The 25,662-nt window shown below is 63.4% G+C and carries 16 protein-coding genes and 4 tRNA genes; 5 read left to right on the top strand and 15 right to left on the bottom strand.

What is annotated here, in order from left to right; genetic code table 11:
• The first annotated feature begins 58 nt into the window (after positions 1 to 58).
• Entirely contained in the window at positions 59 to 2,140 is a 2,082-nt protein-coding gene (locus tag DV532_RS06300; RefSeq protein WP_162948968.1) for a carboxy terminal-processing peptidase, read from the top strand.
• A 100-nt stretch (positions 2,141 to 2,240) separates the two neighbouring features.
• On the opposite strand, the gene DV532_RS06295 is transcribed toward DV532_RS06300, so the two are convergent.
• The 8 genes from DV532_RS06295 to DV532_RS06260 form a co-directional block, all read right to left on the bottom strand.
• Positions 2,241 to 2,609 (bottom strand): hypothetical protein, encoded by a 369-nt coding sequence (locus tag DV532_RS06295; protein WP_013971408.1) that lies wholly within the window; start codon positions 2,607 to 2,609, stop codon positions 2,241 to 2,243.
• A complete protein-coding gene (locus DV532_RS06290; RefSeq protein WP_056807497.1) occupies positions 2,606 to 2,944 on the bottom strand; it encodes a helix-turn-helix transcriptional regulator in 339 nt (112 codons plus the stop codon). The genes DV532_RS06295 and DV532_RS06290 overlap by 4 nt, the downstream gene beginning before the upstream one ends.
• Positions 2,945 to 3,055: 111 nt before the next feature.
• Positions 3,056 to 3,496 (bottom strand): YkvA family protein, encoded by a 441-nt coding sequence (locus tag DV532_RS06285; RefSeq protein ID WP_056807500.1) that lies wholly within the window; start codon positions 3,494 to 3,496, stop codon positions 3,056 to 3,058.
• Positions 3,497 to 3,789: 293 nt separating this feature from the next.
• Positions 3,790 to 4,542, bottom strand: coding sequence for an FKBP-type peptidyl-prolyl cis-trans isomerase (locus DV532_RS06280; protein ID WP_056807503.1), 753 nt, complete (start codon positions 4,540 to 4,542; stop codon positions 3,790 to 3,792).
• A 247-nt stretch (positions 4,543 to 4,789) separates the two neighbouring features.
• Positions 4,790 to 5,722, bottom strand: coding sequence for a pca operon transcription factor PcaQ (gene pcaQ, locus DV532_RS06275; protein ID WP_056807506.1), 933 nt, complete (start codon positions 5,720 to 5,722; stop codon positions 4,790 to 4,792).
• Between the two features lie 162 nt (positions 5,723 to 5,884).
• A complete protein-coding gene (gene nirD, locus DV532_RS06270; protein ID WP_056807509.1) occupies positions 5,885 to 6,247 on the bottom strand; it encodes a nitrite reductase small subunit NirD in 363 nt (120 codons plus the stop codon).
• Positions 6,247 to 8,799, bottom strand: coding sequence for a nitrite reductase large subunit NirB (gene nirB / locus DV532_RS06265; protein WP_056807512.1), 2,553 nt, complete (start codon positions 8,797 to 8,799; stop codon positions 6,247 to 6,249). The genes nirD and nirB overlap by 1 nt, the downstream gene beginning before the upstream one ends.
• Positions 8,800 to 9,092: 293 nt before the next feature.
• Positions 9,093 to 13,124, bottom strand: coding sequence for a bifunctional nitrate reductase/sulfite reductase flavoprotein subunit alpha (locus tag DV532_RS06260; protein WP_056807515.1), 4,032 nt, complete (start codon positions 13,122 to 13,124; stop codon positions 9,093 to 9,095).
• A 337-nt stretch (positions 13,125 to 13,461) separates the two neighbouring features.
• Between DV532_RS06260 and map the strand changes: the two genes are divergently transcribed.
• The gene (map, locus tag DV532_RS06255; protein WP_056807518.1) at positions 13,462 to 14,238 is read left to right on the top strand and encodes a type I methionyl aminopeptidase; all 777 of its coding nucleotides are present in this window, start codon (positions 13,462 to 13,464) and stop codon (positions 14,236 to 14,238) included.
• A 90-nt stretch (positions 14,239 to 14,328) separates the two neighbouring features.
• Here map and DV532_RS06250 read toward each other — a convergent pair.
• The 4 genes from DV532_RS06250 to DV532_RS06235 all read right to left on the bottom strand — a co-directional run bounded on the left by DV532_RS06250 (position 14,329) and on the right by DV532_RS06235 (position 14,830).
• A tRNA-Asp gene (locus tag DV532_RS06250) sits at positions 14,329 to 14,405 on the bottom strand.
• Positions 14,406 to 14,418: 13 nt separating this feature from the next.
• Positions 14,419 to 14,494 (bottom strand) — tRNA-Val (locus tag DV532_RS06245).
• 170 nt (positions 14,495 to 14,664) lie between these two features.
• Positions 14,665 to 14,741: transfer RNA gene (locus DV532_RS06240), tRNA-Asp, on the bottom strand.
• A 13-nt stretch (positions 14,742 to 14,754) separates the two neighbouring features.
• Positions 14,755 to 14,830, bottom strand: a tRNA-Val gene (locus DV532_RS06235).
• A 216-nt stretch (positions 14,831 to 15,046) separates the two neighbouring features.
• On the opposite strand from DV532_RS06235, the gene rdgC reads away from it, so the two are divergent.
• Positions 15,047 to 15,967, top strand: coding sequence for a recombination-associated protein RdgC (gene rdgC, locus DV532_RS06230; RefSeq protein WP_056807523.1), 921 nt, complete (start codon positions 15,047 to 15,049; stop codon positions 15,965 to 15,967).
• A gap of 117 nt (positions 15,968 to 16,084) precedes the next feature.
• Here rdgC and DV532_RS06225 read toward each other — a convergent pair whose 3' ends face one another.
• Positions 16,085 to 17,962, bottom strand: coding sequence for an MFS transporter (locus tag DV532_RS06225; protein ID WP_056807525.1), 1,878 nt, complete (start codon positions 17,960 to 17,962; stop codon positions 16,085 to 16,087).
• 164 nt (positions 17,963 to 18,126) lie between these two features.
• On the opposite strand from DV532_RS06225, the gene DV532_RS06220 reads away from it, so the two are divergent.
• Both DV532_RS06220 and DV532_RS06215 read left to right on the top strand, forming a co-directional pair.
• Positions 18,127 to 19,305: an MFS transporter gene (locus tag DV532_RS06220; RefSeq protein WP_056807528.1), complete on the top strand. Its 1,179-nt coding sequence runs from the start codon at positions 18,127 to 18,129 to the stop codon at positions 19,303 to 19,305.
• A gap of 191 nt (positions 19,306 to 19,496) precedes the next feature.
• Positions 19,497 to 22,973, top strand: a complete 3,477-nt coding sequence (locus tag DV532_RS06215; protein WP_056807530.1) for a hybrid sensor histidine kinase/response regulator — start codon at positions 19,497 to 19,499, stop codon at positions 22,971 to 22,973.
• Here the strand turns inward: DV532_RS06215 and rmuC are convergent.
• Both rmuC and DV532_RS06205 read right to left on the bottom strand, forming a co-directional pair.
• Positions 22,945 to 24,318: a DNA recombination protein RmuC gene (rmuC, locus tag DV532_RS06210; protein WP_162241151.1), complete on the bottom strand. Its 1,374-nt coding sequence runs from the start codon at positions 24,316 to 24,318 to the stop codon at positions 22,945 to 22,947. The two genes, DV532_RS06215 and rmuC, sit on opposite strands and share 29 nt — an antisense overlap.
• Before the next feature lie 261 nt (positions 24,319 to 24,579).
• On the bottom strand, positions 24,580 to 24,999 hold the full coding sequence (locus tag DV532_RS06205) for a tetratricopeptide repeat protein (RefSeq protein ID WP_056807536.1): 420 nt from the start codon (positions 24,997 to 24,999) through the stop codon (positions 24,580 to 24,582).
• Positions 25,000 to 25,662: the final 663 nt, after the last annotated feature.

Raw genomic sequence — 25,662 nt, 5'->3', positions numbered from 1 at the left:
TGGCGAACGGAATAGACGGCCTACTATGCGTGATCAAATGCCCCCACGTCGAATCAGCATGAAGCATTTCCTCCCAAGCACTGCCCTGGCCATGATGATCGGCCTGGGTAGCCTTGCGCTCGGCGGCAATGCGGCGGCCGCCAACAAGTGGGACAGCCTGCAACCGGACCGTGACGAGATCGTCGCCAGCCTCAACGTGGTGGAGTTGCTCAAGCGCCACCACTACAGCAAGCCACCACTGGACGACGCTCGTTCGGTCATCATTTACGACAGCTACATCAAGTTGCTGGACCCGGCGCGCAGCTACTTCACCGCCGCCGACATCGCCGAATTCGACAAATGGAAAACGCAATTCGACGATTTTCTCAAGAGCGGTAACCTGGACCCGGGCTTTACCATCTACAAGCGCTACCTGGACCGCGTCAAGCAACGCCTGGACTTTGCCTTGGCCGAACTGAACAAGGGCGTGGACAAGATCGACTTCAACGCCAAGGAAACCTTGCTGATCGACCGCAAGGACGCGCCGTGGATGAAAAACCAGACCGAGCTCGACGATTTGTGGCGCAAACGCGTGAAGGACGAAGTGCTGCGCCAGAAGATCGCCGGCAAAGAACCTAAGCAGATTCAGGAAACCCTGACCAAGCGCTACAAGAACCAGCTGTCGCGCCTGGACCAAACCCGTGCCGAGGACATCTTCCAGGCCTACATCAATACCTTCGCCCAGTCCTACGACCCGCACACCAACTACCTGTCGCCGGACAACGCAGAAAACTTCGACATCAACATGAGCCTGTCGCTGGAAGGTATCGGCGCAGTGCTGCAAAGCGACAACGACCAGGTCAAGATCGTGCGCTTGGTGCCGGCAGGCCCGGCGGCCAAGACCAAGCAAGTGGCCCCGGCCGACAAGATCATCGGCGTGGCCCAGGGCAACAAGGAAATGGTCGACGTGGTTGGCTGGCGCCTGGACGAAGTGGTCAAGCTGATTCGTGGCCCGAAAGGCTCGGTAGTGCGCCTGGAGATCATCCCTGCCAGCAACGCGCCTAGCGATCAGACCAGCAAGATCGTGTCGATCACCCGCGAGGCGGTAAAACTCGAGGAGCAGGCAGCGAAGAAGTCGGTGCTCAAGCTGAAGCAGGACGGGCGTGACTACAAGCTGGGCATCATCGAAATCCCCGCCTTCTACCTGGACTTCAAGGCCTACCGCGCCGGTGACCCGGAGTACAAGAGCACCACGCGTGACGTGAAGAAGCTGCTCACCGAACTGCAGAAAGAAAAAGTCGACGGCGTGGTCATCGACCTGCGCAACAACGGCGGCGGCTCGCTGCAGGAAGCCACCGAGCTGACCAGCCTGTTCATCGAGAAAGGCCCAACCGTACTGGTACGCAATAGCGACGGCCGTGTCGACGTGCTGGAAGACGAAAACCCTGGCGCCTTCTACAAGGGCCCGCTGGCACTATTGGTCAACCGCCTATCGGCCTCGGCCTCGGAGATTTTCGCTGGCGCCATGCAGGACTATCACCGGGCACTGATCATCGGTGGCCAAACCTTCGGTAAAGGCACCGTGCAGACCATCCAGCCGCTTAACCATGGCGAGCTGAAGCTGACCCTGGCCAAGTTCTACCGGGTTTCCGGGCAGAGCACCCAGCACCAGGGCGTACTGCCGGACATCGACTACCCGTCGATAATCGACACCAAGGAAATTGGCGAGAGCGCCCTGCCCGAGGCCATGCCGTGGGACACCATCCGCCCAGTGGTCAAGCCGGCGGCCGACCCGTTCAAGCCGTTCCTGGCCCAGCTCAAGGCGCAACATGAAGCGCGCAGCGACAAGGACGCGGAGTTCACCTACATCCGTGACCGCCTGGCCCTGACCCAGAAGCTGATGAACGAAAAAACCGTCAGCCTCAACGAGCAGGACCGCCGCGCACGCCACGACGACATCGAGGCCAAGCAACTGGCGCTGGAAAACATCCGCCGCAAGGCCAAAGGTGAAGAGCCGCTGAAAGAGCTGAAGAAAGAGGACGAGGATGCGCTGCCGACCGAGGATGAAAACACCAAGCCGGAAGACGACGCTTACCTGTCGGAGACTGGTCGCATCCTGATCGACTACCTGAGTGCGAGCACCAAGGTGGCCAAGAAGTAAGGCAATGGGGCAGTGATGGCAAATTAACGCGAGCTGAGCAAGGCCGCTCCTATAAAAGTGTAGGAGCGGCCCCATAAGGGACCGCGTTACCCGCTACCAATCAGGCTGTTTCGGGGTAGCTGTATTCAAATACCCGCACAACCTCGGAGGCATGCCACGACGCCGCCTCCATGCCATCGACCGGCCCGGAGAAACGCCCCAGGCGCTCCACACATTCAAAAAAGCCGGTACGCGGCAAACGGCTGGCACCTTGGCTAATGACCAATGAGCTGCGCAATGGCTGCTCGGCGCGGGCATCCAGCACCGCCAGGTACTCCAGCGCGGCGGTCAGCGTTTGCATGGCCGGGCTGGGCAACTGCAAGCGCTCGATCAGCGCTCGGTAAGTCAGCAAGTGGCGTTGACGACGGGCCAGGTCAAGCTCGCCCAGCAGGTTATCCCAGTGCTGTCGGCTGATCCTGACCTGGCTCATGAGGGTTCACTCCAGCCAGCCACCCCCAGATGCCAGGCCAGGGCTCGACGGATGGCCGCGTCCGGCTGCCGTTCGCCCGATTCGATCATGGCCAGGTAAGCCGGGCTCACCCCCACATTGCGCGCCAGCTGCTCAGGGGCAATGCCCTTGGCCTGGCGAATTTGCGCCACTTCGCTGAACGCGGGCAGTGGTGCAGTGGCTGCGGCACTGGCTGGCGCGCTGGTAACTGCCTCGGCTGGTGCCTGCCCCGCGGCCTTGAGCAGTGCCTGATACTGCTCCCAGGGAACGACGGCGTACTCGGGTTGACCGTCCCGGCTGATGACCTGAATACCCATTACAAACCCCTTTAAAAAGGATTACAGCATGTAATCCGTAGGCATAACCCTTATGCCAATTATATTACCAACTCCGGGGTCTGTGCAGTTGCGGTGCAGTTCAGGCGGTATTCATGGCGTATTGCGCTCCAAGCGCAAGGCTTCGGCGCTGGCGGGCAGGCGCTCGACCACACGCAGCCGCTCGGGCGCCTGGCTGTCACGCCAGGCTTTGAAACGCGCCAGTTCATCGGCCACGGTCTTCAACACCCAGCCCAGTACCGCAATGTCATCGAGAAAGCCCACACCCAACAGCCAGTCGGGGATGGCATCGATGGGGCTGACGAAATACAGCAGGCCAGCCACGATGGTGACCAGTGCCTTGGGGCTGATGGCGCGGTATTCGCCGCGCCACCAGGCCAGGCACAGTGACTGCAGTAACTTCACGTCTTCCCGCAGTTGGCCGAGGCGCGGGCCTTTACGGGCCACCGCGAACAGCAGGGCCGGCAACCGGCCACGGCTGAGCAGGCGCTCAGCCAGCGGCAGGAAACGGGCAAAATTCCAAGGTGCGCTCATGGAGCCTCCGAGAGGGAAAGGTTATCCACATTTATTGTGGATAACCTTGTGAACAGGGCGATATTTCTGACCTCAGGTGCCTACCAGGCAAGGGCCCCGGTCAGATCGGGCGTTTTTTACACAACCGTTTCACACCCGCTGGGTGTATGCCGCAAACGATTTGCGTCAGAAGCGTCCTACTTCTTCACGCTGCATTTCCTCGGACAGTATCAGCAGTTGCTGGTTCGTCCAACCATCCGCCACAAACGAAAACGCCCCGTTATGACGGGGCGTTTTGCACAGACCGGCCAGCGTTACTTGGCAGGTGCTTCGGCGGGTGCTTCAGCTTCCGGCTCTGCGCCTTGCAGCTGGGCCGGGTCCTTGATGGCGATCAGTTCCAGGTCGAACACCAGTACCGAGTTGGCCGGGATCAATGGGCTTGGGCTCTGCGCGCCGTAGGCCAGTTCAGCTGGGATGAACAGCTTGTACTTCTCGCCGACGTGCATCAGCTGCAGGCCTTCGACCCAACCTGGGATCACGCCGCTGACCGGCAAGTCGATCGGGCTGCCGCGCTCGACGGAGCTGTCGAACACCTTGCCATCGATCAGCTTGCCTTCGTAGTGGACGGTAACTACATCGGTCGGCTTAGGCTGTGGGCCATCGGCTTTCTTGACCACTTCGTACTGCAGGCCCGAAGCGGTAGTGACCACGCCTGGCTTCTTGGCGTTTTCTTCGAGGAATTTCTTGCCGGCCGAGGCGGCTTCTTCGCTGGCCTTGGCCAGGCGCTCTTCGGCACGCTTCTGCAGCGCGGTGAAGGCCTCTACCAGCTCTTCGTCCTTGAGACGCTGTTCTTTCTTGCCAACGGCGTCTTCGATGCCGAGGGCGACTGCTTTCGAATCAAGGTCTTCCATGCCTTCCTGCGCCAGGCTCTTGCCCATGTTCAGGCCGATACCGTAGGAGGCTTTCTGTGCCGGAGTCTTCAGCTCGGGGCTGCTGGCTTGTTGATCGCAGCCAGCCAGTACCAAGCCTACCAGGGCAACCGCAGCCGCCAAACGATGCTGTTTCATGCTATTTCCTTGTTCATGCGCCATAAGGGCAATCAGGGTAAAGCCGCGAGCTTAGCAGGCGGCCATGACCAATGGCTACCGGCATAGGAGCGGGTTTTGCTAAGGAAGTTCAGTCGTTAAACGCTTATTCATCCAAGGCATTGCAGCCACTGGCCAGTATTGACCCTGTGGGATGGTTTTGCCGGTTTTCTTGGCTAGGTTGGGGAAGTCTGCAGCCAGCCAACAGAGCGGGGGCCTTCCACCGTGCTCAGGGGTAATTACCTTCGCGATACTGCCCCGCCACTTCGCGCAACACTTCGCACACCCACTGCCCTGGCAGGCTCTGCGCCAAGGCAGCATTGCGGCAGATGCCCACCGAACCGCCCGGCTCGCGCACCCCCAAGTCGAGTTCGACCAGTTCGCCACGGCGCAAGTCGAGCAACACCGCATCGCGCGGTGCTACCCACACTGCATCGCTGCCCAGCAGGTAGCGCCGGCTCAACGCCAGTGACAGGGTTTCCAGGCGCTGGGCCGGCATCTGGATACCGCACTGCACGAACAGGCTGTCAGCATGCTGGCGGATGGTGGTGCCGGCGGGCGGCAACACCAGCGGGTAACGCCCCACCTGCGCGCGCTCCACCGGAGTACTGGCCAGCAGCGGGTGGTCCGGGCGCACCACCAGGCTCATCGACTCGCTGTACAGGTGCTCGAACGACAGGCCTTGGATCTGCGGGCTGTCGGTCATGCGCCCGACCACCAGCTCCAACTCCCCTACGCGCAACTGGCCAAGCAGTTGCGCGCTAACCCCGGTGACCACACTGATCACCAGCGCTTCATGACGCTGGTGCAAGCGGCACAGCACTTCGGGCATGAGCAGGCCTTCGACCGTGGACAGCACACCGATGCGCACCTGCGACGGTGCCCGGGCTTCGCCACGCAGGCTGCTTACACCATCACGCAGGGCCTGCACGCTGGGCCCGGCGTAGCGCATGAATCGCACCCCGGCTGGGGTCAGCTCGACGCCCTGGCGGCTGCGCGCGAACAGACGCGCCTCCAGCAGGTCTTCGAGTTCCTTGAGGGTCTTGGAGATCGCCGGCTGGCTGATCGCAAGCATGTCGGCAGCCCTGGCCAGGCTGCCCTGCCGGGCAATCTCCAGAAAGCACAGCAGGTGGCGGTATTTGATGCGGGTATCGAGGTTCATGGCCTCAAGCTTAACGCATTGCCTGGGCGGGTTAGGTATTTCGCCTGCACTGGCCTCTTCGCGGGTAAACCCGCTCCTACAGTATCTGGCAGGCGAGCCCGAGGTGATGCTTGTAGGAGCGGGCTTGCCCGCGAAAGGGCCGGGGTGGGCTGCCGATGAATATCAAGCCACTGCCAACTCCACCGCCCCCTCCTTCAAGCGCACCGGCCACACCCGCAAGCACTGCCCGGCATCCTCAAGGCACTCGCCGCTCTGTAGGCTGAAGTGCTGCTTATACAACGGCGCCGCCACCACCAGTTCCCCCTGCACACTGCCCACCAACCCCCGGCCGATAATATTGGCCCCGGAGCGCGGGTCGCGGTTATCCACCGCATACAGCGGCTGCGCCTGCCCCGGCAGGTAGAACAGCGCTACCTGAGCCCCCTCAAGCCACACCACCACCCCGGAATCGGCCACCAGGTCATCCGCCTGGCACACCGCCTGCCAGTTCTCTTGACTTTTTACAGCAGCATTGGACAGGTTCATCAGACAGCCTCTTCGACGGTTGGGATCAGGTGCAACGGCGCAGCAGGCCGGCGTTGTTGGCGTTCGCGCACGAAATGCACGTCTGGGTCGGCACGCCGGTCGTTGACGAAAGTACGGAAGCGCTTGAGCTTCTCGGGGTCGTTCAAGGCGTTGGCCCACTCGCATTCATACTGGTCGACCACATGCTGCATCTGCGCTTCCAGCTCGCAGGCCAGGCCCAGGCTGTCGTCGATGACCACCTGCTTCAGGTAGTCCAGCCCGCCCTCCAGGTTCTCGCGCCATACCGAGGTGCGCTGCAGCTTGTCGGCGGTGCGGATGTAGAACATCAGCACGCGGTCGATCAGGCGCACCAGGGTTTCGTCGTCGAGGTCGGTGGCGAACAGTTCGGCGTGCCGTGGGCGCATGCCGCCGTTGCCGCACACGTACAGGTTCCAGCCCTTGTCGGTGGCGATCACGCCGATGTCCTTGCTTTGCGCCTCGGCGCATTCACGGGTGCAACCAGACACCGCGAACTTGAGCTTGTGCGGGCTGCGCAGGCCCTTGTAACGGTCCTCCAGGCGCAGCGCCATGCCGACGCTGTCCTGTACGCCGTAGCGGCACCAGGTGCTGCCGACACACGACTTCACCGTGCGCGTCGACTTGCCATAGGCGTGGCCGGTTTCGAAGCCGGCCTCGATCAGCTCACCCCAGATCAACGGCAGTTCATGCAGCTGAGCGCCGAACAGGTCGATGCGCTGGCCGCCGGTGATCTTGGTGTACAGGTCGTACTTTTTCGCCACCTGGCCGATGACGATGAGCTTGTCGGGGGTGATTTCACCGCCGGGGATACGCGGCACCACCGAGTAGGTGCCGTTTTTCTGCATGTTGGCCATGAAGGTGTCGTTGGTGTCCTGCAGCGGCACCAGCGCGGGGTCCATGATCGGCTGGTTCCAGCACGAGGCGAGGATGTTGCCCACTGCCGGCTTGCAGATGTCGCAGCCAACGTGGCCCTTGCCGTGGCGCCCGAGCAATTCGTTGAAGGTGCGGATGCCCTCCACCCGCACCAGCCCGTACAGCTCCTGGCGGGTATAGGCAAAGTGCTCGCACAGGCTTTTGTCCACCGCTACGCCACGCGCGCTCAGCTCGTGCTCGACCACCTGCTTGAGCAGTGCCGCGCAACCACCACAACCGCTGGCGGCCTTGGTGCAGCCCTTGACCGCAGCAAGGTCGCCACAGCCGCTGTCGATGGCGGCGCAGACTGCGCCCTTGCTGACGTTGTGGCACGAGCAGATGGTCGCGCTGTCGGGCAGCGCATCGGCCCCCAGGGCCGGCGCGCCAGTGCCTTGCGGCAAGATCAGCGCCGCCGGGTCGGCTGGCAGGGTAATGCCGTTCTGGGCGTACTGCAGCAGGGTGTCGTAGTAGCTGTTGTCACCGACCAGCACTGCGCCAAGCACGTATTTGCCGCTGGCATCGACCACTAGCCGGCGATAGGCGCTGTTGGCCTCGTCGATGAAGCGGTAGCTGCGCGCGCCCGGCGTGGCGCCATGGGCATCGCCGATCGAGCCGACATCCACGCCCAGCAATTTCAGCTTGGTCGACATGTCGGCGCCGGTGAACTCGCCAGCGGCTTCGCCCATCAACAACGCCGCCAGGTTACGCGCCATGCTGTAGCCAGGGGCTACCAGGCCGAACACGCTGCCGTTCCACGAGGCGCACTCACCGATGGCGAAGATGCGCGGATCGCTGCTGCGGCAGTGGTTATCGATCACCACCCCGCCACGCGCGGCGATCTCCAGGCCGCAGGCACGGCCTAGGGCATCCTGCGGGCGAATACCGGCCGAGAACACGATCAGGTCGGTTTCCAAGTGCTCGCCGCCGTCGAAATTCATGCGGTAGCGGTAGTCTGCGCCCGCACTGATCGACTGGGTGGCACGTGACAGGTGTACGCCCACCCCCAGGGCTTCGATCTGCGCCTTCAGCGCAGCACCGCCCTCGCCGTCCAGTTGCACCGGCATCAGCCGTGGGGCGAACTCCACCACGTGGGCTTCTAGGCCCAGCGACTTCAGTGCGTTGGCCGCTTCCAGGCCAAGCAGGCCACCACCAACTACCACGCCACGGCGCGCTTCACTGGCGGCAGCGCGGATAGCGTCAAGGTCATCGAGGGTGCGGTAAACCAGGCGGGCATTGCCGCTGGAGCCTTCGATCGGCGGCACGAAGGGGTAGGAACCGGTGGCCAGCACCAGCTGGTCGTAGCCGTAGCGGCCCTCGGCGGTGACCACTTCGGCGCGCTCACGGTCGATTTCCAGCACCGCTTCGCCCAGGTGCAGGTGCACGCCGTTGTCGCCGTAGAAGCCCTGCTCGCACAGGGCCAGGGTTTCGGCACAGCTGCCGCCGAAATACTCGGACAGGTGCACGCGGTCGTAGGCGCGCTGGCGCTCTTCGCCGAACACGTGCACCTCGAAGCGCTGCAGGGCGCCGCGGCTGACCAGTTGTTCGACGCAATGGTGGCCGACCATGCCGTTGCCGACGATGACCAGTCGCTCTCGTTGCCCGCTGCTCGCTGTTGCCTTCATAAGCCGATCCTCGATCAAAAAAAAAGCGCCTGGAGCCGAAGCTCCAGGCGCCTTTGCCTGTATTCATCACGGTAGGGGGCCCAAGTTGATCGCCGTTGATCAGTGGGCTTTGTTGTTGCTGGGATAAAGCAGGGACTGTGCCAACTGGGTTGCCTGTACTGCCCTCTTCGCGGGCAAGCCCGCTCCTACAACGGTCTGCGCAGCGTCATGCACTGGTAGGAGCGGGCTTGCCCGCGAAGAAGCCGGCACAGGCCATGCACATTCACAGTGCACAACACCCCATCGCGGTGCATTCAGTACACATCCCGCCGATACCGCTTGGCCCTGCCCAGCGCTTCGACATAGGCCGCAGCCGCCGCTGCATCCATGCCGCCATGCTCGGCCACGATCGCCCGCAACGCCGCATCCACATCCTTGGCCATGCGCTGCGCATCGCCACACACATAGACGTACGCCCCCGCCTGCAGCCACTGCCACAGTTGTGCCCCCTGCTCGAGCATGCGTTGCTGCACATAGACCTTCTCGGCCTGGTCGCGCGAAAACGCGGTGTCCAGGCGCAAGTGCCCTGCTGCCTGCCAGGCCTGCAGTTGCTCTTGGTAATAGAAGTCGCTGGCCGCGTATTGCTCGCCAAAGAACAGCCAGTTGCTGCCTTTCGCCGCCCGTGCCTCACGTTCTTCGAGGAAGGCACGGAACGGCGCAATGCCGGTGCCGGGGCCGACCATGATCAGCGGCACGCTGTCGTCCTCGGGTAGGCGGAAGTGCTTCGACACCTGCGGGAAAATCGCCACCTTAAGCGCTTGCGCGCGGTCGGCGAGGAAGCTTGAACACACGCCTTTACGCGCGCCATAGCGCACCGTGGACACGGTCAAGTGCACCTGCTGCGGGTGCGCCAGCGGGCTGGAACTGATTGAGTACAGGCGCGGCTGCAACGGTTTCAGCAGCTCCAGCCAACGGGCCAGAGACAGCTGCTGAGGGAAGGCGCGCAGCACATCGACCAGCTGCCGGCCCCACAGCCAGTCGTGCAACTCGGCCTTGCACTCAGGTAGCAGCAGGCGCTGCAGGTCTGGGGCGTTGGCGGCGAAGGCCTGCAGTTGCTGCGCGGTGACCTTGGCGATTTCCAAGTGCGCTTGCAGAGCTTCAGCCAGCGGCATGGCTGGCTGGCCTTTCAGCTCGACCGGTGCTTGGCCATCGAGCTGCATCAGCGCCAGCAGTTCGTCGACCAGCGCCGGGCAGTTGCGCGGCCACACGCCCAAGGCATCACCAGCGGCATAGGTGAAACCACTGCCGCTCAGGTCAAACACCAGCTGCCGGGTTTCTTTGCTGGCACCCGGGCCGTTAAGCAGGCGGTTCTCCAGCAAGGTGGCGGCCCAGGGTTGCTGCTTGTTGTAGGGCGCCACCGCAGCCGGTGCGCTGACCGGCGGCGACGCCGCGGCACTGCCCAGGGTGGGCAGCAGCGCGTCGAGCCAGGCGGCGAAGGCTTCGTCGAAGTCCGGTTCGCAGTCCACCCGCGGCAACAGGCGTCGCCCGCCCAGCTCGGCCAGGCGCTGATCGAGCTTACGGCCAAAGCCACAGAACTGCTCGTAACTGGAGTCGCCCAGGGCTAGCACGGCATAGGGCAGTTCGGCACAGTGGCTACCCTCCTCGCCCTGCAAGGCGTGCCAGAACCCGGCAGCGCTGTCGGGCGCGTCGCCATCGCCAAAGGTGCTGGTGATCAGCAGGACACTGGCGGCGCCCTGCAACTGACGCGGGCTGAGCGCTTGCATGCAATTGAGCTGCACGTCCAGGCCGGCATCGCGCAAGCGCTCGGCACAGCGCTCGGCAAGCAGTTCGCCGTTGCCGGTTTGCGAGGCCCACAGCACCTGGTGCCGTGGCGCCGCCACCGCGGTATCGGCGAGCAGCGCCGGCTGGGCGAACAGCCCGGCCAGCAAGCCATCAACGAACAACCGGCAGTTGGCAGCCAACGGCGCACTGGCCGGCAAGCTGGGCACGCCAGCGGCACGGGCCTGCTCCAGGCCGAGCAGGAAACCTTGCAAGTACTGGCGTTCCTGCTCGGCCAGTACCGGCGCTGGCAGGGTATCCAGGCCAAGCAGACGGGACAGGGTGGCGGTGGGCATGCGGGCTGGCTCCGGCAGGGGGGCGGTGGCGCCCAGTTCAAGGGCGTCGATACGTTCGCCGGCAACCCGTTGCAAGGCCACCGCGCAGTGTTTGAAGGCCGGCTGCAGCGATAGCGGGTCAACCGCATCGCAGGTGACGGCGTTGATCGCCAGTTGCGCGCCAAACAGGTCGCCCCAATGGAACGGGGCGAAGCAGTTGCCCGGCAGCACGCGGTCACTGATGCGCGCGGGCAGCACGGCTTGGCCACGGCGCGAGCGAATGGCTACCTGGTCCTTTTCGGCAATGCCCAGCCGCGCAGCGTCTTCAGGATGAATTTCGACGAAGGGGCCGGGCGCCAGTTTGTTCAGCGCCGGCACCTTGCCGGTCTTGGTCAGGGTGTGCCACTGGTGCTGCACGCGGCCGGTATTGAGCACAATGGGGTAGTCGTCATTCGGCAACTCCGGCGCGGGCAACCAGGGCCGGGCGAAGAAGCGCGCCTTGCCGCTGGCGGTGGGAAAGGCCAGCGCCGGGCAGCCACCCTGGGCGTCTTGCCGCAGCGCCTGGCTGTTGCCATCGTTGAGGTAGCGAACCGGGCTGCGTGGGGTGTCGCGGCCTGGCGCGCAGGGCCACTGGCGTGGTTGCTCACGCAGTTCGGCATAGCCAATGCCCCGCAGGTCGTAGCCGGTTGCCGGGTTGTGGAAGCGGCGGATTTCCTCATACACCGCTTCGGCATCAGGGTAGTCGAAGGCGTCGGCGTAACCCATGGCGCAGGCGACCCGGGCAATGATCTGCCAGTCCGGCAGGCTCTGCCCTGGCGGTTCGACGGCGCGGGGCATCAGGGTCAGGTTGCGCTCGCTGTTGATCATCACACCCTCGCCTTCGGCCCACAGCGCAGCCGGCAGGAGGATATCGGCGTAGCGGTTGGTTTCGCTGTCGAGGAAGGCATCCTGGGTAATTACCAGCTCGGCCTGGCGCAGGCCGTCGATCACTTGCTGGCGGTTAGCGACGCTGGCTACCGGGTTGCTACAAATGACCCAGCAGGCTTTCACCTCGCCAGCCTTCATCTGCTCGAACAGCGCAATGGTGCCCTCGCCGCCTTCGCTACGCAGGCTGCCCGGCGGCAAGCGCCACTGCCCCTCGACGAAGGCGCGATCCTCTGCCACCAGCGCCGAGCGCTGGCCGGGCAGGCCCGGGCCCATGTAGCCCATCTCGCGGCCGCCCATGGCGTTGGGCTGGCCGGTCAGCGAGAAAGGCCCGCTGCCGGGACGGCAAATGGCGCCGGTGGCCAGGTGCAGGTTGCAGATGGCGTTAGTGTGCCAGGTGCCGTGGATGCTCTGGTTCAGGCCCATGGTCCAGCAGCTCATCCAGTTGCTGGCAGTGCCGATCCACTCAGCGGCCTTGAGGATGTCGGCCTCGGCCAGCCCGGTGATAGCGGCCACGCGTGCCGGGGTGTAGTCATCAAGAAATGCCGGCAACTCGTCCCAGCCTTCGGTGTGGCGGGCAATGAAACCGGGGTGGGTGTGGCCGTTGCGCTGCAGCAAGTGCAGCAAGCCGTTGAGCAAGGCCAGGTCGCTACCAGGGCGCACCTGCAAGAACAGGTCGGCCTTGTCGGCGGTGGCGCTGCGCCGTGGGTCGACGACGATGAGCTTGGCGCCAGCCTTGACCCGGTCGAGCAGGCGCAGGAACAGGATTGGGTGGCAGTCGGCCATGTTAGCGCCGATCACCAGGAACACCTCGGCGTGCTCGAAGTCCTGGTAGCTGCCGGGTGGGCCGTCGGCGCCAAGCGACAGCTTGTAGCCACTGCCGGCGCTGGCCATGCACAGGCGCGAGTTGGACTCGATGTGGCGGGTACGGATAAAGCCCTTGGCCAGCTTGTTGGCCAAGTACTGGGCCTCCAGCGACATTTGCCCGGACACATACAGCGCCACGGCGTCGGGGCCGTGCTGGTCGATGATGCCGCGCAGGCGGGCGGCGGCATCGGCGATGGCCTGGTCGATAGCGGTGCGCGCCGGCTGCTGGCTGCGCTGCTGGCGCACATAGGCATCTTCCATGCGCCCGGCGGCAGCCAGCGGCAGGTGCGCGGTGAGGCCTTTGGTGCACAGGCGGCCAAAGTTGCTGGGGTGCTGCTTGTCGCCGCTGATCTTGCCGACCTTGCCATCGGCGACGCTCATGACGATGCCGCAGCCGACGCCGCAATAGGGGCAAACGCTGCGTACTTCGCTGTTGGCCATGGGGCGGGCTCCTGTGGGAAACGCAAAAAGGCGCCGGCTGCCCGGCTTGCTTGGCAAGCGGGCAACACGGCGCCTTTGTCGTGAAGTTGTGCGGGCTGTCGACGTTGATAGCCCTGAATGGGGGTGAAACAGCAATTTATGGGCCAGCTGTGCCGGCCTCTTCGCGGGTAAACCCGCTCCCACAGGGATATGACAAGGCCTGACGGCGGTGATGTACCTAAGGGAGCGGGCTGGCCCGCGAACGGGCCGGCACAGGCAACGCACCATACGGTGGCAAATCAAGGCACCCGGGCGCTATGCTGGGGCATATTCCAGCCTGAGCCATTGCCATCCCCTCATGCCCCAAGTGATCCTCAAAACCCCTGCCCAACTCGCCGTGATGCGCCGTGCCGGCCAACTTCTGGCCCAGGTGTTCGCCGACCTCGACAGTTTCATCCGCCCCGGCGTGACCACCCTGCAAATCAACGACCGCGCCGAGGCGTTCATCGTCGGCACGCTCAAGGCCCGCCCAGCGAGCAAGGGCCAGTACGGTTTCCCCTATTCGCTCAACACCTCGGTCGACCACGTGGTGTGCCACGGCATGCCCAAGGTCGATGAAGTGCTGAAGGAAGGCTCCATCGTTAACGTCGACATCACCTTGGAACAGGGCGGCTACATTGCTGACTCGTCGAAGATGTACAGCATCGGCAAAATCAGCGCTGAAGCCCAACGCTTGGTCGACACTGCTTATGACGCGCTATGGAAAGGCATCGAGCAGGTACGCCCTGGGGCAACGCTGGGCGATATCGGCCATGCCGTCCAGGCCCACGCTGAGGCCGCTGGTTACAGCGTGGTGCGTGAGTATTGCGGGCATGGCATTGGCCAGCAGATGCATGAGGCGCCAGAGGTGCTGCATGTTGGCGCGCGTGGCATCGGTATGAAGCTGAAGCCGGGGATGGTGTTTACCATCGAGCCGATGATCAACCAGGGCGGGCGTGGCACGCGCGAGTTGAAGGATGGCTGGACGGTAATTACCCGCGACCACAGTTTGTCAGCGCAGTGGGAGCATACGGTGGCGGTGACCGAGGATGGGTTTGAAGTGCTGACGTTGCGGGCAGAGGAGCTTCGCCGCTGACATTGCGCAGGAGGCAGAAACAAAAAAAGCGACCCTAAGGTCGCTTTTTTTGTTACTTCCGGGTGTTCAGTGGGCCCTGGAAGTGGAATATGGCGCAGCGGACGGGACTCGAACCCGCGACCCCCGGCGTGACAGGCCGGTATTCTAACCGACTGAACTACCGCTGCGCTATACATCGAGTGGTGGGTGATGACGGGATCGAACCGCCGACCCTCTGCTTGTAAGGCAGATGCTCTCCCGGCTGAGCTAATCACCCATGTCTCTCGGTGTGGCGCGCATTCTACGGGCGACTTGGCGCTCTGGCAAGCACTTATCGAAATTTTTGCAAACTTTGATGAAACACCAAAAAACAGGCGAAAAAAAAGCGACCTTAGGGTCGCTTTCTTTGTTACTTCCGGGTGTTCAGTGGGCCCTGGAAGTGGAATATGGCGCAGCGGACGGGACTCGAACCCGCGACCCCCGGCGTGACAGGCCGGTATTCTAACCGACTGAACTACCGCTGCGCTATACATCGAGTGGTGGGTGATGACGGGATCGAACCGCCGACCCTCTGCTTGTAAGGCAGATGCTCTCCCGGCTGAGCTAATCACCCTTCGTCTCGGTGTGGCGCGCATTCTACGGACGCCCCCTCCCCCTGGCAAGCACTTTTTTTACTTTCTTCAAAAAAAACCTCAGGCCTTTCAAAGACCTAGCGTTGCCGGGCGTTTTCTTCATCGACAACCCGCTACTGGCCCTCTGACAGGGTTGGCCTCGGAGCACTGCTCGGAGAATAATGCCCGCCTTATGCATTAAGGAGAGATTGCCCCTCATGTGGTTCAAGAACCTGCTGACCTACCGCCTGACCCAGGAAGTCCCGTTCGAGCCTGAAGCGCTGGAAGCGGCCCTGGCCAGCAAGCCGGCCCGCCCCTGCGCCAGCCAGGAGCTGACCACCTATGGTTTCGTCGCGCCGTTCGGCAAAGGCGAAGACGCTCCCCTGGTGCATGTCAGCGGCGAGTTCCTGCTGATTGCCGCACGCAAGGAAGAACGCATCCTGCCTAGCAGCGTGGTCAACGACGCGGTCAAGGAAAAGGTCGAAGAGATCGAGACCGAGCAAATGCGCAAGGTCTATAAGAAGGAACGCGACCAGATCAAGGACGAGATCATCCAGGCCTTCTTGCCGCGCGCGTTCATCCGCCGCTCGATGATCTTCGCTGCCATCGCCCCGCGCCTGGGTGTGATCCTGGTCAACTCGGCCAGCGCCAAGCGCGCCGAAGACCTGCTGTCGACCCTGCGTGAAGTGATGGGCTCGCTGCCCGTGCGCCCGGCCACGGTAAAAATCGCCCCGGTGGCCACCATGACCGATTGGGTCAAGTCGCAGCAGGCGGCCGAAGGCTTCTATGTGCTGGACGAATGCGAACTGCGCGACACCGCCGAAGACGGCGGCATCGTGCGCTGCAAGCGCCAAGACCTGACCGGCGAGGAAATCCAGCTGCACCTGAGCACCGGCAAGGTGGTCACCCAGCTGGCCTTGGCCTGGCAGGACAAGCTGTCGTTCATTCTGGACGACAAAATGGTGATCAAGCGCCTGAAGTTCGAAGAGCTGCTGCAAGAGCAGGCCGAGCAGGATGGTGGTGATGAAGCTGCGCAGCAGTTCGATGCCAGCTTCCTGCTGATGATGATGACCTTTACCGAGTTCCTGCCGGTGCTGTTCGAAGCGCTGGGTGGCGAGGAGATTCCGCAAGGGGTCTGATTGGCATGAAATGCCGGTGCCGGCCTGGGAACTACGTTCAGGCAGCACCGGCCCTTCCGGCCTGTTCGAGGTCGGCTGGGCCGTCGGCCTGAACGTCAGCGCCAGCTATACCCTCGCCTAGCGCAGGTTGCCGCGTAAACGGCTGACTTGCTCACGCAACGTTTCTGGCTGCGCTGCCTCCACCGGAATGGCAGCGCCTGCCACGATGGTTACCCGCGACCACAGCCGCTTGAAAAAGCCCTTGGCCGGGTCACGGCTGAAGAAGCTGCCCCACAGCCCCTGCAAGGCCAACGGAATCACCGGCACCGGGGTTTCTTCGAGTATGCGGTTGACGCCGCCTTTGAACACATCGATCTCGCCGTCCCCGGTCAGCTTGCCCTCCGGAAAGATACACACCAGTTCGCCATCGGCCAGGTATTGGGCAATGCGCGCGAAAGCGCGTTCGTAGGTTGCTGGGTCTTCGTTACGCCCGGCAATCGGGATAGCGCCTGCGGTGCGGAACACAAAGTTGAGCACCGGTAAGTTGTAGATCTTGTAGTACATGACAAAGCGGATAGGCCGGCGGATGGCCCCACCGAGCAGCAGCGCGTCGACGAACGATACATGGTTGCATACCAACAACGCCGCGCCTTCGTCAGGGATGCGCTCGAGGTCACGGTGCTGCACGCGGTACATCGAATGGCTGAGCAGCCAGATCAGGAAGCGCATGGTGAACTCGGGCACGATCCTGAAGATATAGGCGTTGACCGCGATATTGAGCAGCGACACCACCAAGAACAGCTGCGGGATGCTCAGCTCGGCCAGGCCGAGCAGGATGATGGTGAGCACCGCCGACACCACCATGAACAAGGCATTGAGGATGTTGTTGGCAGCGATCACCCGGGCACGCTGGTCTGCGGCGGTGCGGGCCTGGATCAGTGCATACAACGGCACGATATAGAAGCCACCGAACACGCCTAGGCCGACGATCGACAGCAGAATCCACCAGGCCTCGCTCATGCCCAGCAGCGCCAGCCAGTCGTGCGGCGCCGGCGCAACCGGCACATCGCCGGAATGCCACCACCACAACAGGCCGAACAGGGTCAGGCCGAACGAACCGAACGGCACCAGGCCAATTTCCACCTTGCGCCCGCTCAGCCGCTCGCACAGCAGCGAGCCCAGGGCGATGCCCACCGAAAACAGGGTCAGCACCAGGGTGACTACCGTGCCGTCACCGTGCAGCCAGTCCTTGGCGTACGCCGGGATCTGCGTCAGGTAAATGGCACCGACGAACCAGAACCACGAGTTGCCAACGATCGAACGCGACACCGCGGGCGGCTGCCCCAGGCCCATGCGCAAGATCGCCCACGACTGCCTGAAAATGTTCCAGTCGAGCGCCATGTGCGGTGAGGCGGCCGCGGCCCGCGGGATCCAGCGGCTGGCCAGGTAGCCGAGCAGCGCAGTGCCGACCACACCAGCGGCCACCACCGTGGCATAGCTGGCGGACGACATCATCACCCCGGCGCCGATGGTGCCGGCGAGGATCGCCAGGAAGGTGCCGGTTTCCACCAGCCCGTTGCCGCCAACCAACTCCTCCTCGCGCAGGGCCTGCGGCAGGATCGAATACTTCACCGGGCCAAACAACGCCGAATGGGTACCCATGCCGAACAGCGCCACCAGCATCAGCGCCAGGTGGTTGGTGATGAAACCGAGTGCACCGACCGCCATGATCGCGATTTCGGCCAGCTTGATCGCGCGGATCAGCGCGTCCTTGGCAAACTTTTCGCCAAACTGACCGCCCAGCGCCGAGAACAGGAAGAACGGCAGAATGAACAGCAAGGCACACAGGTTGACCCAGATCGACCGGTCACCGTCGCCCAGGCTGAGTTTGAACAGTATCGCCAGGATCAGCGACTGCTTGAACAGGTTGTCATTGAAGGCACCCAGTGACTGGGTAATGAAAAACGGCAGGAAACGCCGTTTGCCGAGCAAGGTAAATTGCGAGGAGTGACTCATCGTCCTTGGTCCTGGGGCTTTTTCAATTGGAGGCGCGCCGGGCGCGACAAGCCACAAATCTGCATGGGAAATGCGCTGACTGGCAAGCGCTGGCTATATAGCCGCTACAACGCGCGGTGTGTGGCTTATGCTAGTGCCTGGCAACTTGGAACAAGGACGTGGCAATGTTCGCCGCAATAAGACACTACCCGCACACCGTTCGCCTGCTGCTGCTCACCACCTTCACCTTAACCGTCGCCCGCGCCCTCACGCTGCCCTACCTGGTGGTGTACCTGGCCGACAACTTCCAGCTGCCGATCAGCCAAATCGGCCTGTTGATCGGCGGCGCGCTGATCGTCGCCTCGCTGCTGAGCCTGTATGGCGGCCACTTGGTGGACACTTTGCGCAGCCACATGCTGGTCAGCGCCAGTACCCTGCTGTTTGCCCTGGCTTTCCTTGGCGCCGTCGCCAGCCGTTCGGTACTGCTGTTTTTCCTGTGCTTGGTGCTGATCAACCTGGCCCTGGCCGTGGTGGACATCGCGGCCAAGGCGGGCTTTTGCGCCTTGCTGCCAGTGGAGGAACGGGCCGAGGTGTTCGCCATCAAGTACACCCTCAGCAACGTCGGCTACGCCGCCGGGCCGTTGCTGGGCGTGGCCATGCTGGAGCTGAACGACGGGATGCCGTTCATCGCCTCCGCCCTGCTCGGCCTGGGCATGTGCCTGGCCTACTGGCGCCTTGGCGACCGCAGCCTGCAGGCCAGCCCGCCAGACAAGCCTGCGGCCGGCTTTGGCCAGGTGGCGCTGGGGCTGGCCGGTGACCGGCGGCTGGTATGCTTCACCCTGGGTGGGGTGCTGAGCGCGGTGGTGTTCGGCCAATTCACTGCCTACCTGTCACAGTACCTGGTGGTGACCCGCAGCCCGGCGGAGGCGGCGCGCCTGGTCGGCTACCTGGTCACGACCAACGCGCTGACGGTGATTGCTTTGCAGTACCTGATCGGCCGACGTATCAGCCGCCAGCGCCTGATGCCTTGGCTGCTGGCCGGAATGGGCCTGTTCATCGCCGGGTTGCTGGGCTTTGCCCTGGCCGGCTCGGTGCTGGCGTGGTGCCTGGCGATGCTGGTGTTCACCCTGGGTGAAATCATCGTGATACCGGCCGAATACATGTTCATCGACCTGATCGCACCGGAGCACTTGCGTGGGGTGTATTACGGCGCGCAGAACCTGTGCAACCTGGGGGCGGCGTTGGGGCCGGTGATGGTGGGGTTTGCCCTGGTGCATCTGTGGCCGGGGGCGATCTTCTACCTGCTGGTGTTGTCGGTGATACTGGCGGGGGTGTTCTACTGGCTGGGCACCTGCAAGCGTTGAGGTTGGCAGTAGCGGCCTCTTCGCGGGCAAACCCGCTCCTACAAGGGATATCGCTACCCTCAGGGCTTTGATATCCCAGGTCGGACCTGCGACCACCTGCCACTGCGACCATCGTCTGCGCTGACGAAGCGGCACCTGCGTGCCAGACTGATTGATCGGGACCGCGTTATCTTTTTTGCTTCGGAGTTTTCATGTCGTTGTCCAGCGGGCTGATCGCCGTGGTCGCCCTGGCCTATATGGCCATCATGTTCGCCATCGCCTTCTATGGCGACCGCCGCAGCACGCCGTTGCCGCCGAAGCTGCGTGCCTGGGTGTACAGCCTGTCGCTGGCCGTGTACTGCACCAGCTGGACCTTTTTCGGCGCGGTCGGCCAGGCCGCCGAACAGCTTTGGGCCTTCCTGCCGATCTACCTGGGCCCGGTGCTGCTGCTGATCTTCGCGCCTTGGGTGCTGCAGAAGATGGTGCTGATCAGCAAACAGCAGAACATTACCTCGATTGCCGACTTCATCGCCGCGCGCTACGGCAAGTCGCAAACCCTGGCGGTGGTGGTGGCGCTGATCTGCCTGGTCGGCGTACTGCCGTACATCGCTCTGCAATTGAAGGGCATCGTGCTGGGCGTCAACCTGCTGATCGGCGCCAACGCTGATGCCACCGGCACCCGCGTGCAGGACACCGCGCTAGTGGTGTCACTGGTGCTGGCACTGTTCGCCATCGTCTTCGGCACCCGCAGCCTGGACGTAACCGAACACCACCGCGGCATGGTCCTGGCGATTGCCTTCGAATCGCTGATCAAGCTGCTGGCCTTCCTTGCCGTGGGCATCTTCGTCGTCTTCAACCTGTACGACGGTTTCGACGACCTGTTCAGCCAGGCACGCCAGTCGATCCACTTGCAGGACTATTGGCAAGAGACCATCAACTGGCCGTCAATGGTGGTGCAAACCGCCGTGGCGATGATGGCAATCATCTGCCTGCCACGGCAGTTCCACGTCACCGTGGTGGAGAACATCGAACCGCAGGACATGCGCCTGGCGCGCTGGGTGTTCCCGATGTACCTGGCGCTGGCCGCGCTGTTCGTGGTGCCAATTGCCCTGGCCGGGCAGATGCTGCTGCCGGGCACGGTGATTTCCGACTCGTTCGTCATCAGCCTGCCGCTGGCCGAGGCGCACCCGAGCCTGGCCCTGCTGGCGTTCATTGGCGGTGCCTCGGCGGCCACAGGCATGGTCATTGTCGAAGCGGTGGCGCTGTCGACCATGGTGTCCAACGACATGCTGCTGCCTTGGCTGCTGCGCCGTAACAATGCCGAGCGGCCGTTCGAAGCGTTCCGCCACTGGATGCTCTCGGTACGCCGGGTAACCATCGTGGTGATCCTGCTGCTGGCCTATGTCAGCTACCGCCTGCTGGGCTCCACCGCCAGCCTGGCGACCATCGGCCAGGTCGCCTTCGCCGCCGTGACCCAGCTCACCCCGGCCATGCTCGGTGCGCTGTACTGGAAGCAGGCCAACCGCCGCGGCGTGTTCGCCGGCCTGGCCGCCGGTATTTTCCTGTGGTTCTACACCCTGGTGCTGCCGATTGCCGCGCACAGCGTGGGCTGGTCGCTGCAGCTGTTCCCGGGGCTGGCGTGGCTGCACGGCAACCCGCTGAACCTGCCGATCAGCCCGCTGACCCAAGGCGTGGTGCTGTCGCTGGCGGGTAACTTCACCCTGTTTGCCTGGGTCTCGGTGCTGTCGCGCACGCGGGTTTCCGAGCACTGGCAAGCCGGCCGCTTCATCGGCCAGCAGACCAGCGCCCGCCCTAGCAGCAAGCCGCTGCTGGCAGTGCAGATCGATGACTTGCTGACCCTGGCCTCGCGCTTTGTCGGTGAGGAACGTGCCCGGCAAAGCTTCATCCGCTTCGCCTACCGCCAGGGCAAGGGCTTCAACCCCAACCAGAACGCCGACGGTGACTGGATCGAACATACCGAACGCCTGTTGGCCGGTGTACTGGGCACCTCGTCGACCCGCGCCGTGGTCAAAGCTGCCATCGAAGGCCGCGACATGCAGCTGGAAGACGTGGTGCGCATTGCCGACGAAGCCAGCGAGGTGCTGCAGTTCAACCGCGCGTTACTGCAAGGGGCCATCGAGAACATCAACCAGGGCATCAGCGTGGTCGACCAGAACCTGCACTTGGTAGCCTGGAACCGCCGCTACCTGGAGCTGTTCAACTACCCCGACGGGCTGATCAGTGTCGGCCGGCCGATTGCCGACATTATCCGCTACAACGCCGAACGCGGCCTGTGCGGCCCAGGCGAGGCGCAGGTGCATGTGGCGCGGCGCCTGCACTGGATGCGCCAGGGCCGTGCGCACTCCTCCGAGCGGCTGTTCCCCAATGGCCGGGTGATCGAACTGATCGGCAACCCGATGCCGGGCGGCGGCTTCGTCATGAGCTTCACCGACATCACCCCGTTCCGCGAGGCCGAACAGGCCCTGCGCGACGCTAACGAGGGCCTTGAGCAGCGGGTGGCAGAACGTACGCATGAGCTGTCGCAACTGAACCAGGCGCTGTCCGAAGCCAAGAGCCACGCCGAAGCCGTGAGCCAGTCGAAAACCCGTTTCCTGGCCGCAGTCAGCCATGACCTGATGCAGCCGCTGAACGCCGCGCGGCTGTTCTCCGCAGCCCTGTCGCAGCAGGCCGAAGGCATGAACGAAGAGGCCCAGCAGTTGGTGCAGCACATGGACAGCTCGCTGCGCTCGGCCGAAGAGCTGATCAGCGACCTGCTGGACATCTCGCGCCTGGAAAACGGCAAGATCACCCCCGACGCCAAACCTTTTGCCCTAAACGAACTGTTCGACACCCTGGGCGCCGAGTTCAAGGTGCTGGCCGCTGAGAAGGGCCTGGAATTCCGCCTGCGTGGCAGCCGCCTGCGGGTGGACAGCGACATGAAGCTGCTGCGCCGGGTGCTGCAGAACTTCCTGACCAACGCCTTGCGCTATGGCAAGAGCCCGATCCTGCTGGGCGCGCGTCGCCAGGGCGAGCGCCTGTGGTTGGAGGTGTGGGACCGTGGCCCAGGCATCGCCGACGACAAGCTGCAAGTGATTTTCCAGGAGTTCAAGCGCCTGGACAGCCACCAAACCCGCGCCGAAAAAGGCCTGGGCCTGGGCCTGGCGATCGCCGACGGCCTGTGCCGGGTGCTGGGGCACACGTTGGAAGTACGCTCATGGCCGGGCAAGGGCACGGTGTTTCGTGTCAGCGTGCCGATTGCCCGGCACGCCGCCCCAGCGCCCAGCGCCCCAGTGGAACAGGGCGGCCAGCCACTGGCCGGGCTGCAAGTGCTGTGTGTGGACAACGAAGACAGCATCCTGATTGGCATGAACAGCCTGCTCAGCCGCTGGGGTTGCCAGGTATGGACCGCGCGCAACCAAGCCGAATGCGAAGCCCTGCTGACCAAGGGCATCCGCCCGCACCTGGCACTGGTGGACTACCATCTGGACGATGGCGAGACCGGCACCGGGCTGATGGGCTGGTTACGTACGCGCCTGGGCGAGCCGGTACCGGGTGTGGTGATCAGCGCCGACGGCAGCAAGGAAACCATTGCCATGGTGCATGCGTCGGGCCTGGACTACCTGGCCAAGCCAGTCAAGCCGGCAGCCTTGCGCGCCCTGCTCAATCGCCATCTGAGCCTGGTTCAGTAACGGCTGCGTCTGGCAACGCCTCGTCGGACAGCGCCCGCTCCAGCAGGTCTGCCGGCAGGCTCTTGCTGGCGCGGGCACCCAGCAGCTTCAACTGTTCGCTGCGGCTCACCAGGTTGCCGCGCCCTTCGCACAGTTTGTTGCGCGCTGCAGCATAGGCCTTGTCCACCTGTTGCAGGCGGTTGCCTAGCTCGTCCAGGTCCTGGATGAACAGCACGAACTTGTCGTATAGCCAGCCGGCGCGCTCGGCGATCTCTCGGGCGTTCTGGCCTTGGCGCTCCTGCTTCCACAGGCTGTCGATCACCCGCAGGGTGGCAAGCAAGGTGGTTGGGCTGACGATCACGATCTGGCGGTCGAAGGCTTCCTGGAACAAGTTCGGCTCAGCCTGCAGGGCTGCCGAGAAGGCCGCCTCGATAGGCACGAACAGCAGCACGAAATCCAGGCTGTGCAGGCCTTCGAGGCGGTTGTAGTCCTTGCTCGACAGGCCTTTGACGTGGTTGCGCAGCGACTGTACGTGCTGCTTGAGCGCGGCCTCGTCATTGCCGGCGACAAATTGCTGGTACGCCGTGAGGCTGACCTTGGCATCTACCACCACCTGCTTGTCGCCGGGCAGCATGATCAGTACATCGGGCTGGAAACGCTCGCCATCGGCGCTCTTCAGGCTTACTTGGGTCTGGTATTCGCGGCCTTTTTCCAGGCCAGCATGCTCCAGCACCCGCTCGAGAATCAGCTCGCCCCAGTTGCCCTGGGTTTTCTGGCCCTTCAGGGCCTGGGTCAGGTTGGTGGCTTCGTCGGACAGGCGCAGGTTGAGCTGCTGCAGGCGTTCCAGCTCCTTGCCCAGCGAGAAGCGTTCGCGGGCTTCCTGCTGGTAGCTTTCTTCCACGCGCTTTTCGAAGGACTGGATGCGCTCCTTGAGCGGGTCGAGCAATTGGCCGAGGTGCTGCTGGCTGGTCTGGGCGAAGCGCTGCTCGCGCTCGTCGAAGATCTTGGTGGCCATGTCGGCGAACTGGGCACGCAGGGTGTCGCGGGCTTCCTGCAGGTCTTCCAGGCGCTGCTGGTGGCTTTCCTGCTGCTCGCGCAATTCTGCTTCCAGGCGTGCGGCCTGGGCCTCCAGGCGACGCAGCTCGGCTTCCCGGTTGGCACGCTCGAGGCTCCAGGCGTGGGCGGCATCACGGGCGTTGTCACGGTCGATCTGCAGCAGTTCCAACTCACGGCCCTGGGCGGCCAGCTGGGCCTGTTTGACGGTGTTGGCCTCGCTGAGGTCGCTGACCTCGTCGCGGCTGGCTTCCAGTTGCGCCTGCAGACCGGCCTGGGCCAGCAGGGCGGCGTTGAGGCGCTCTTCGAGCAAGGCCTGCGCGCCTTGCCGTGCGCCCTGGCGGCGCTGTAGTTGCATGACCCACCCCAGGCAGGGTAAAGCACCTGCCACCAAGCCCAGCAGAATGCTGGCCAGATCCACTGTCATGCTTACCCCGAAAGATTCTGGATGATTGCTGCGCAGCTTATCAGCCTAAGCGCTGTGCTGCCTGTTCCGGCCTGTTCGCGGGCAAGCCCGCGCCTACATGGATTTGAGCGGGTTTGCCCGCGAAGAGGCCGGTGCAGGCAATACACCTCAGGCAGGAAACCACTGCCGCAGCAGCCGTCGTGCCTCCTGCGAGCCCTGCCCCGCCGCCAGCTCCAGCCAATACCGCGCCTGCTCCGGTTCGTTGTGCTGGCACAGCCGGGCATATTCCAGCTGCGCACGTCGGTCACCCGCGCGGGCGGCCTGGCGTAGCAGTTCATGGCCGATGCGCCGGTCGCGGGCATTGCCACAATCGCGGCACAGCATCTGCCCCAAGCGGCTTTGCGCCACCACCACGCCCTGGCGCGCAGGCTGCTTCAGCAGGCGCCCGGCCAGGTGCTTGACCTGTGGCTTGTCGCCCAGGCGCGGGTTGTCGAGCAACCACAAGGCTACTTTGAGCGAAAACCGTTTTGGGGGAGGCACAGACATCAATGCCGTAGGGCTGGCGAGGGGTTTACCGCGAAACTTCATGAGCAACAGGTTTGGCAACTCGAAAGGCGCGCCACTCTACCCGTTTTTTACCGCTGTGACGTGGCGATTTTTGGCCAATTGAAAAAAAATCCAATGATCTTTTCTTGACGTTTTCGAGTGGATGACCAACCGGTCTGTTGGAGCATGTCGATTGTCGGACAGTTCGCTGTATTGCTGGCACGCCCGTCCTAGAGCAAGCGCTTGGGACAATCCACAGTTCCTGTGGATAACTCGGTGGACAACCCCCTCGCACGGCCCGCAAACCCTTATGAATTGGGGCTTACAGTCAAACTGACGATTTTTTCACCAGCAAAAAATAGTGTTTTTTTTCATTGACTTAACCGTGCAGTCAAGGCATTGGCGAGGCAATTGGGCGGTGTTGCAGCACTGCTACAGGGGCTGCACCGAATGTGTACAAGTGCGCCGTGAGCCTTCATTTGGATGCACAAAATGAGGACAACAGGCCGAATACCGGCCTTTTCCCCCTCTTCCCAGCAGGGCAAATACGCGCCATACTGCTCGGCTCACCTGCCTCGACGCAAAATACTTGCCAAGTGTGTTCACTTTCGGTAAGGTGGCCCTCGTTAGTACCAAGCTGAAAGTCAATTCTGGCCTCAAGCGTCCTTGCAGACCTGCTCCCCATGAGCGACCTGCTGAAACCAG

Source organism: Pseudomonas sp. Leaf58, from assembly GCF_003627215.1.
Classification (GTDB): Bacteria; Pseudomonadota; Gammaproteobacteria; order Pseudomonadales; family Pseudomonadaceae; genus Aquipseudomonas.
Note: the sequence above shows the minus strand (reverse complement) of the source record. Positions and strands in the feature narration are given on the sequence as shown.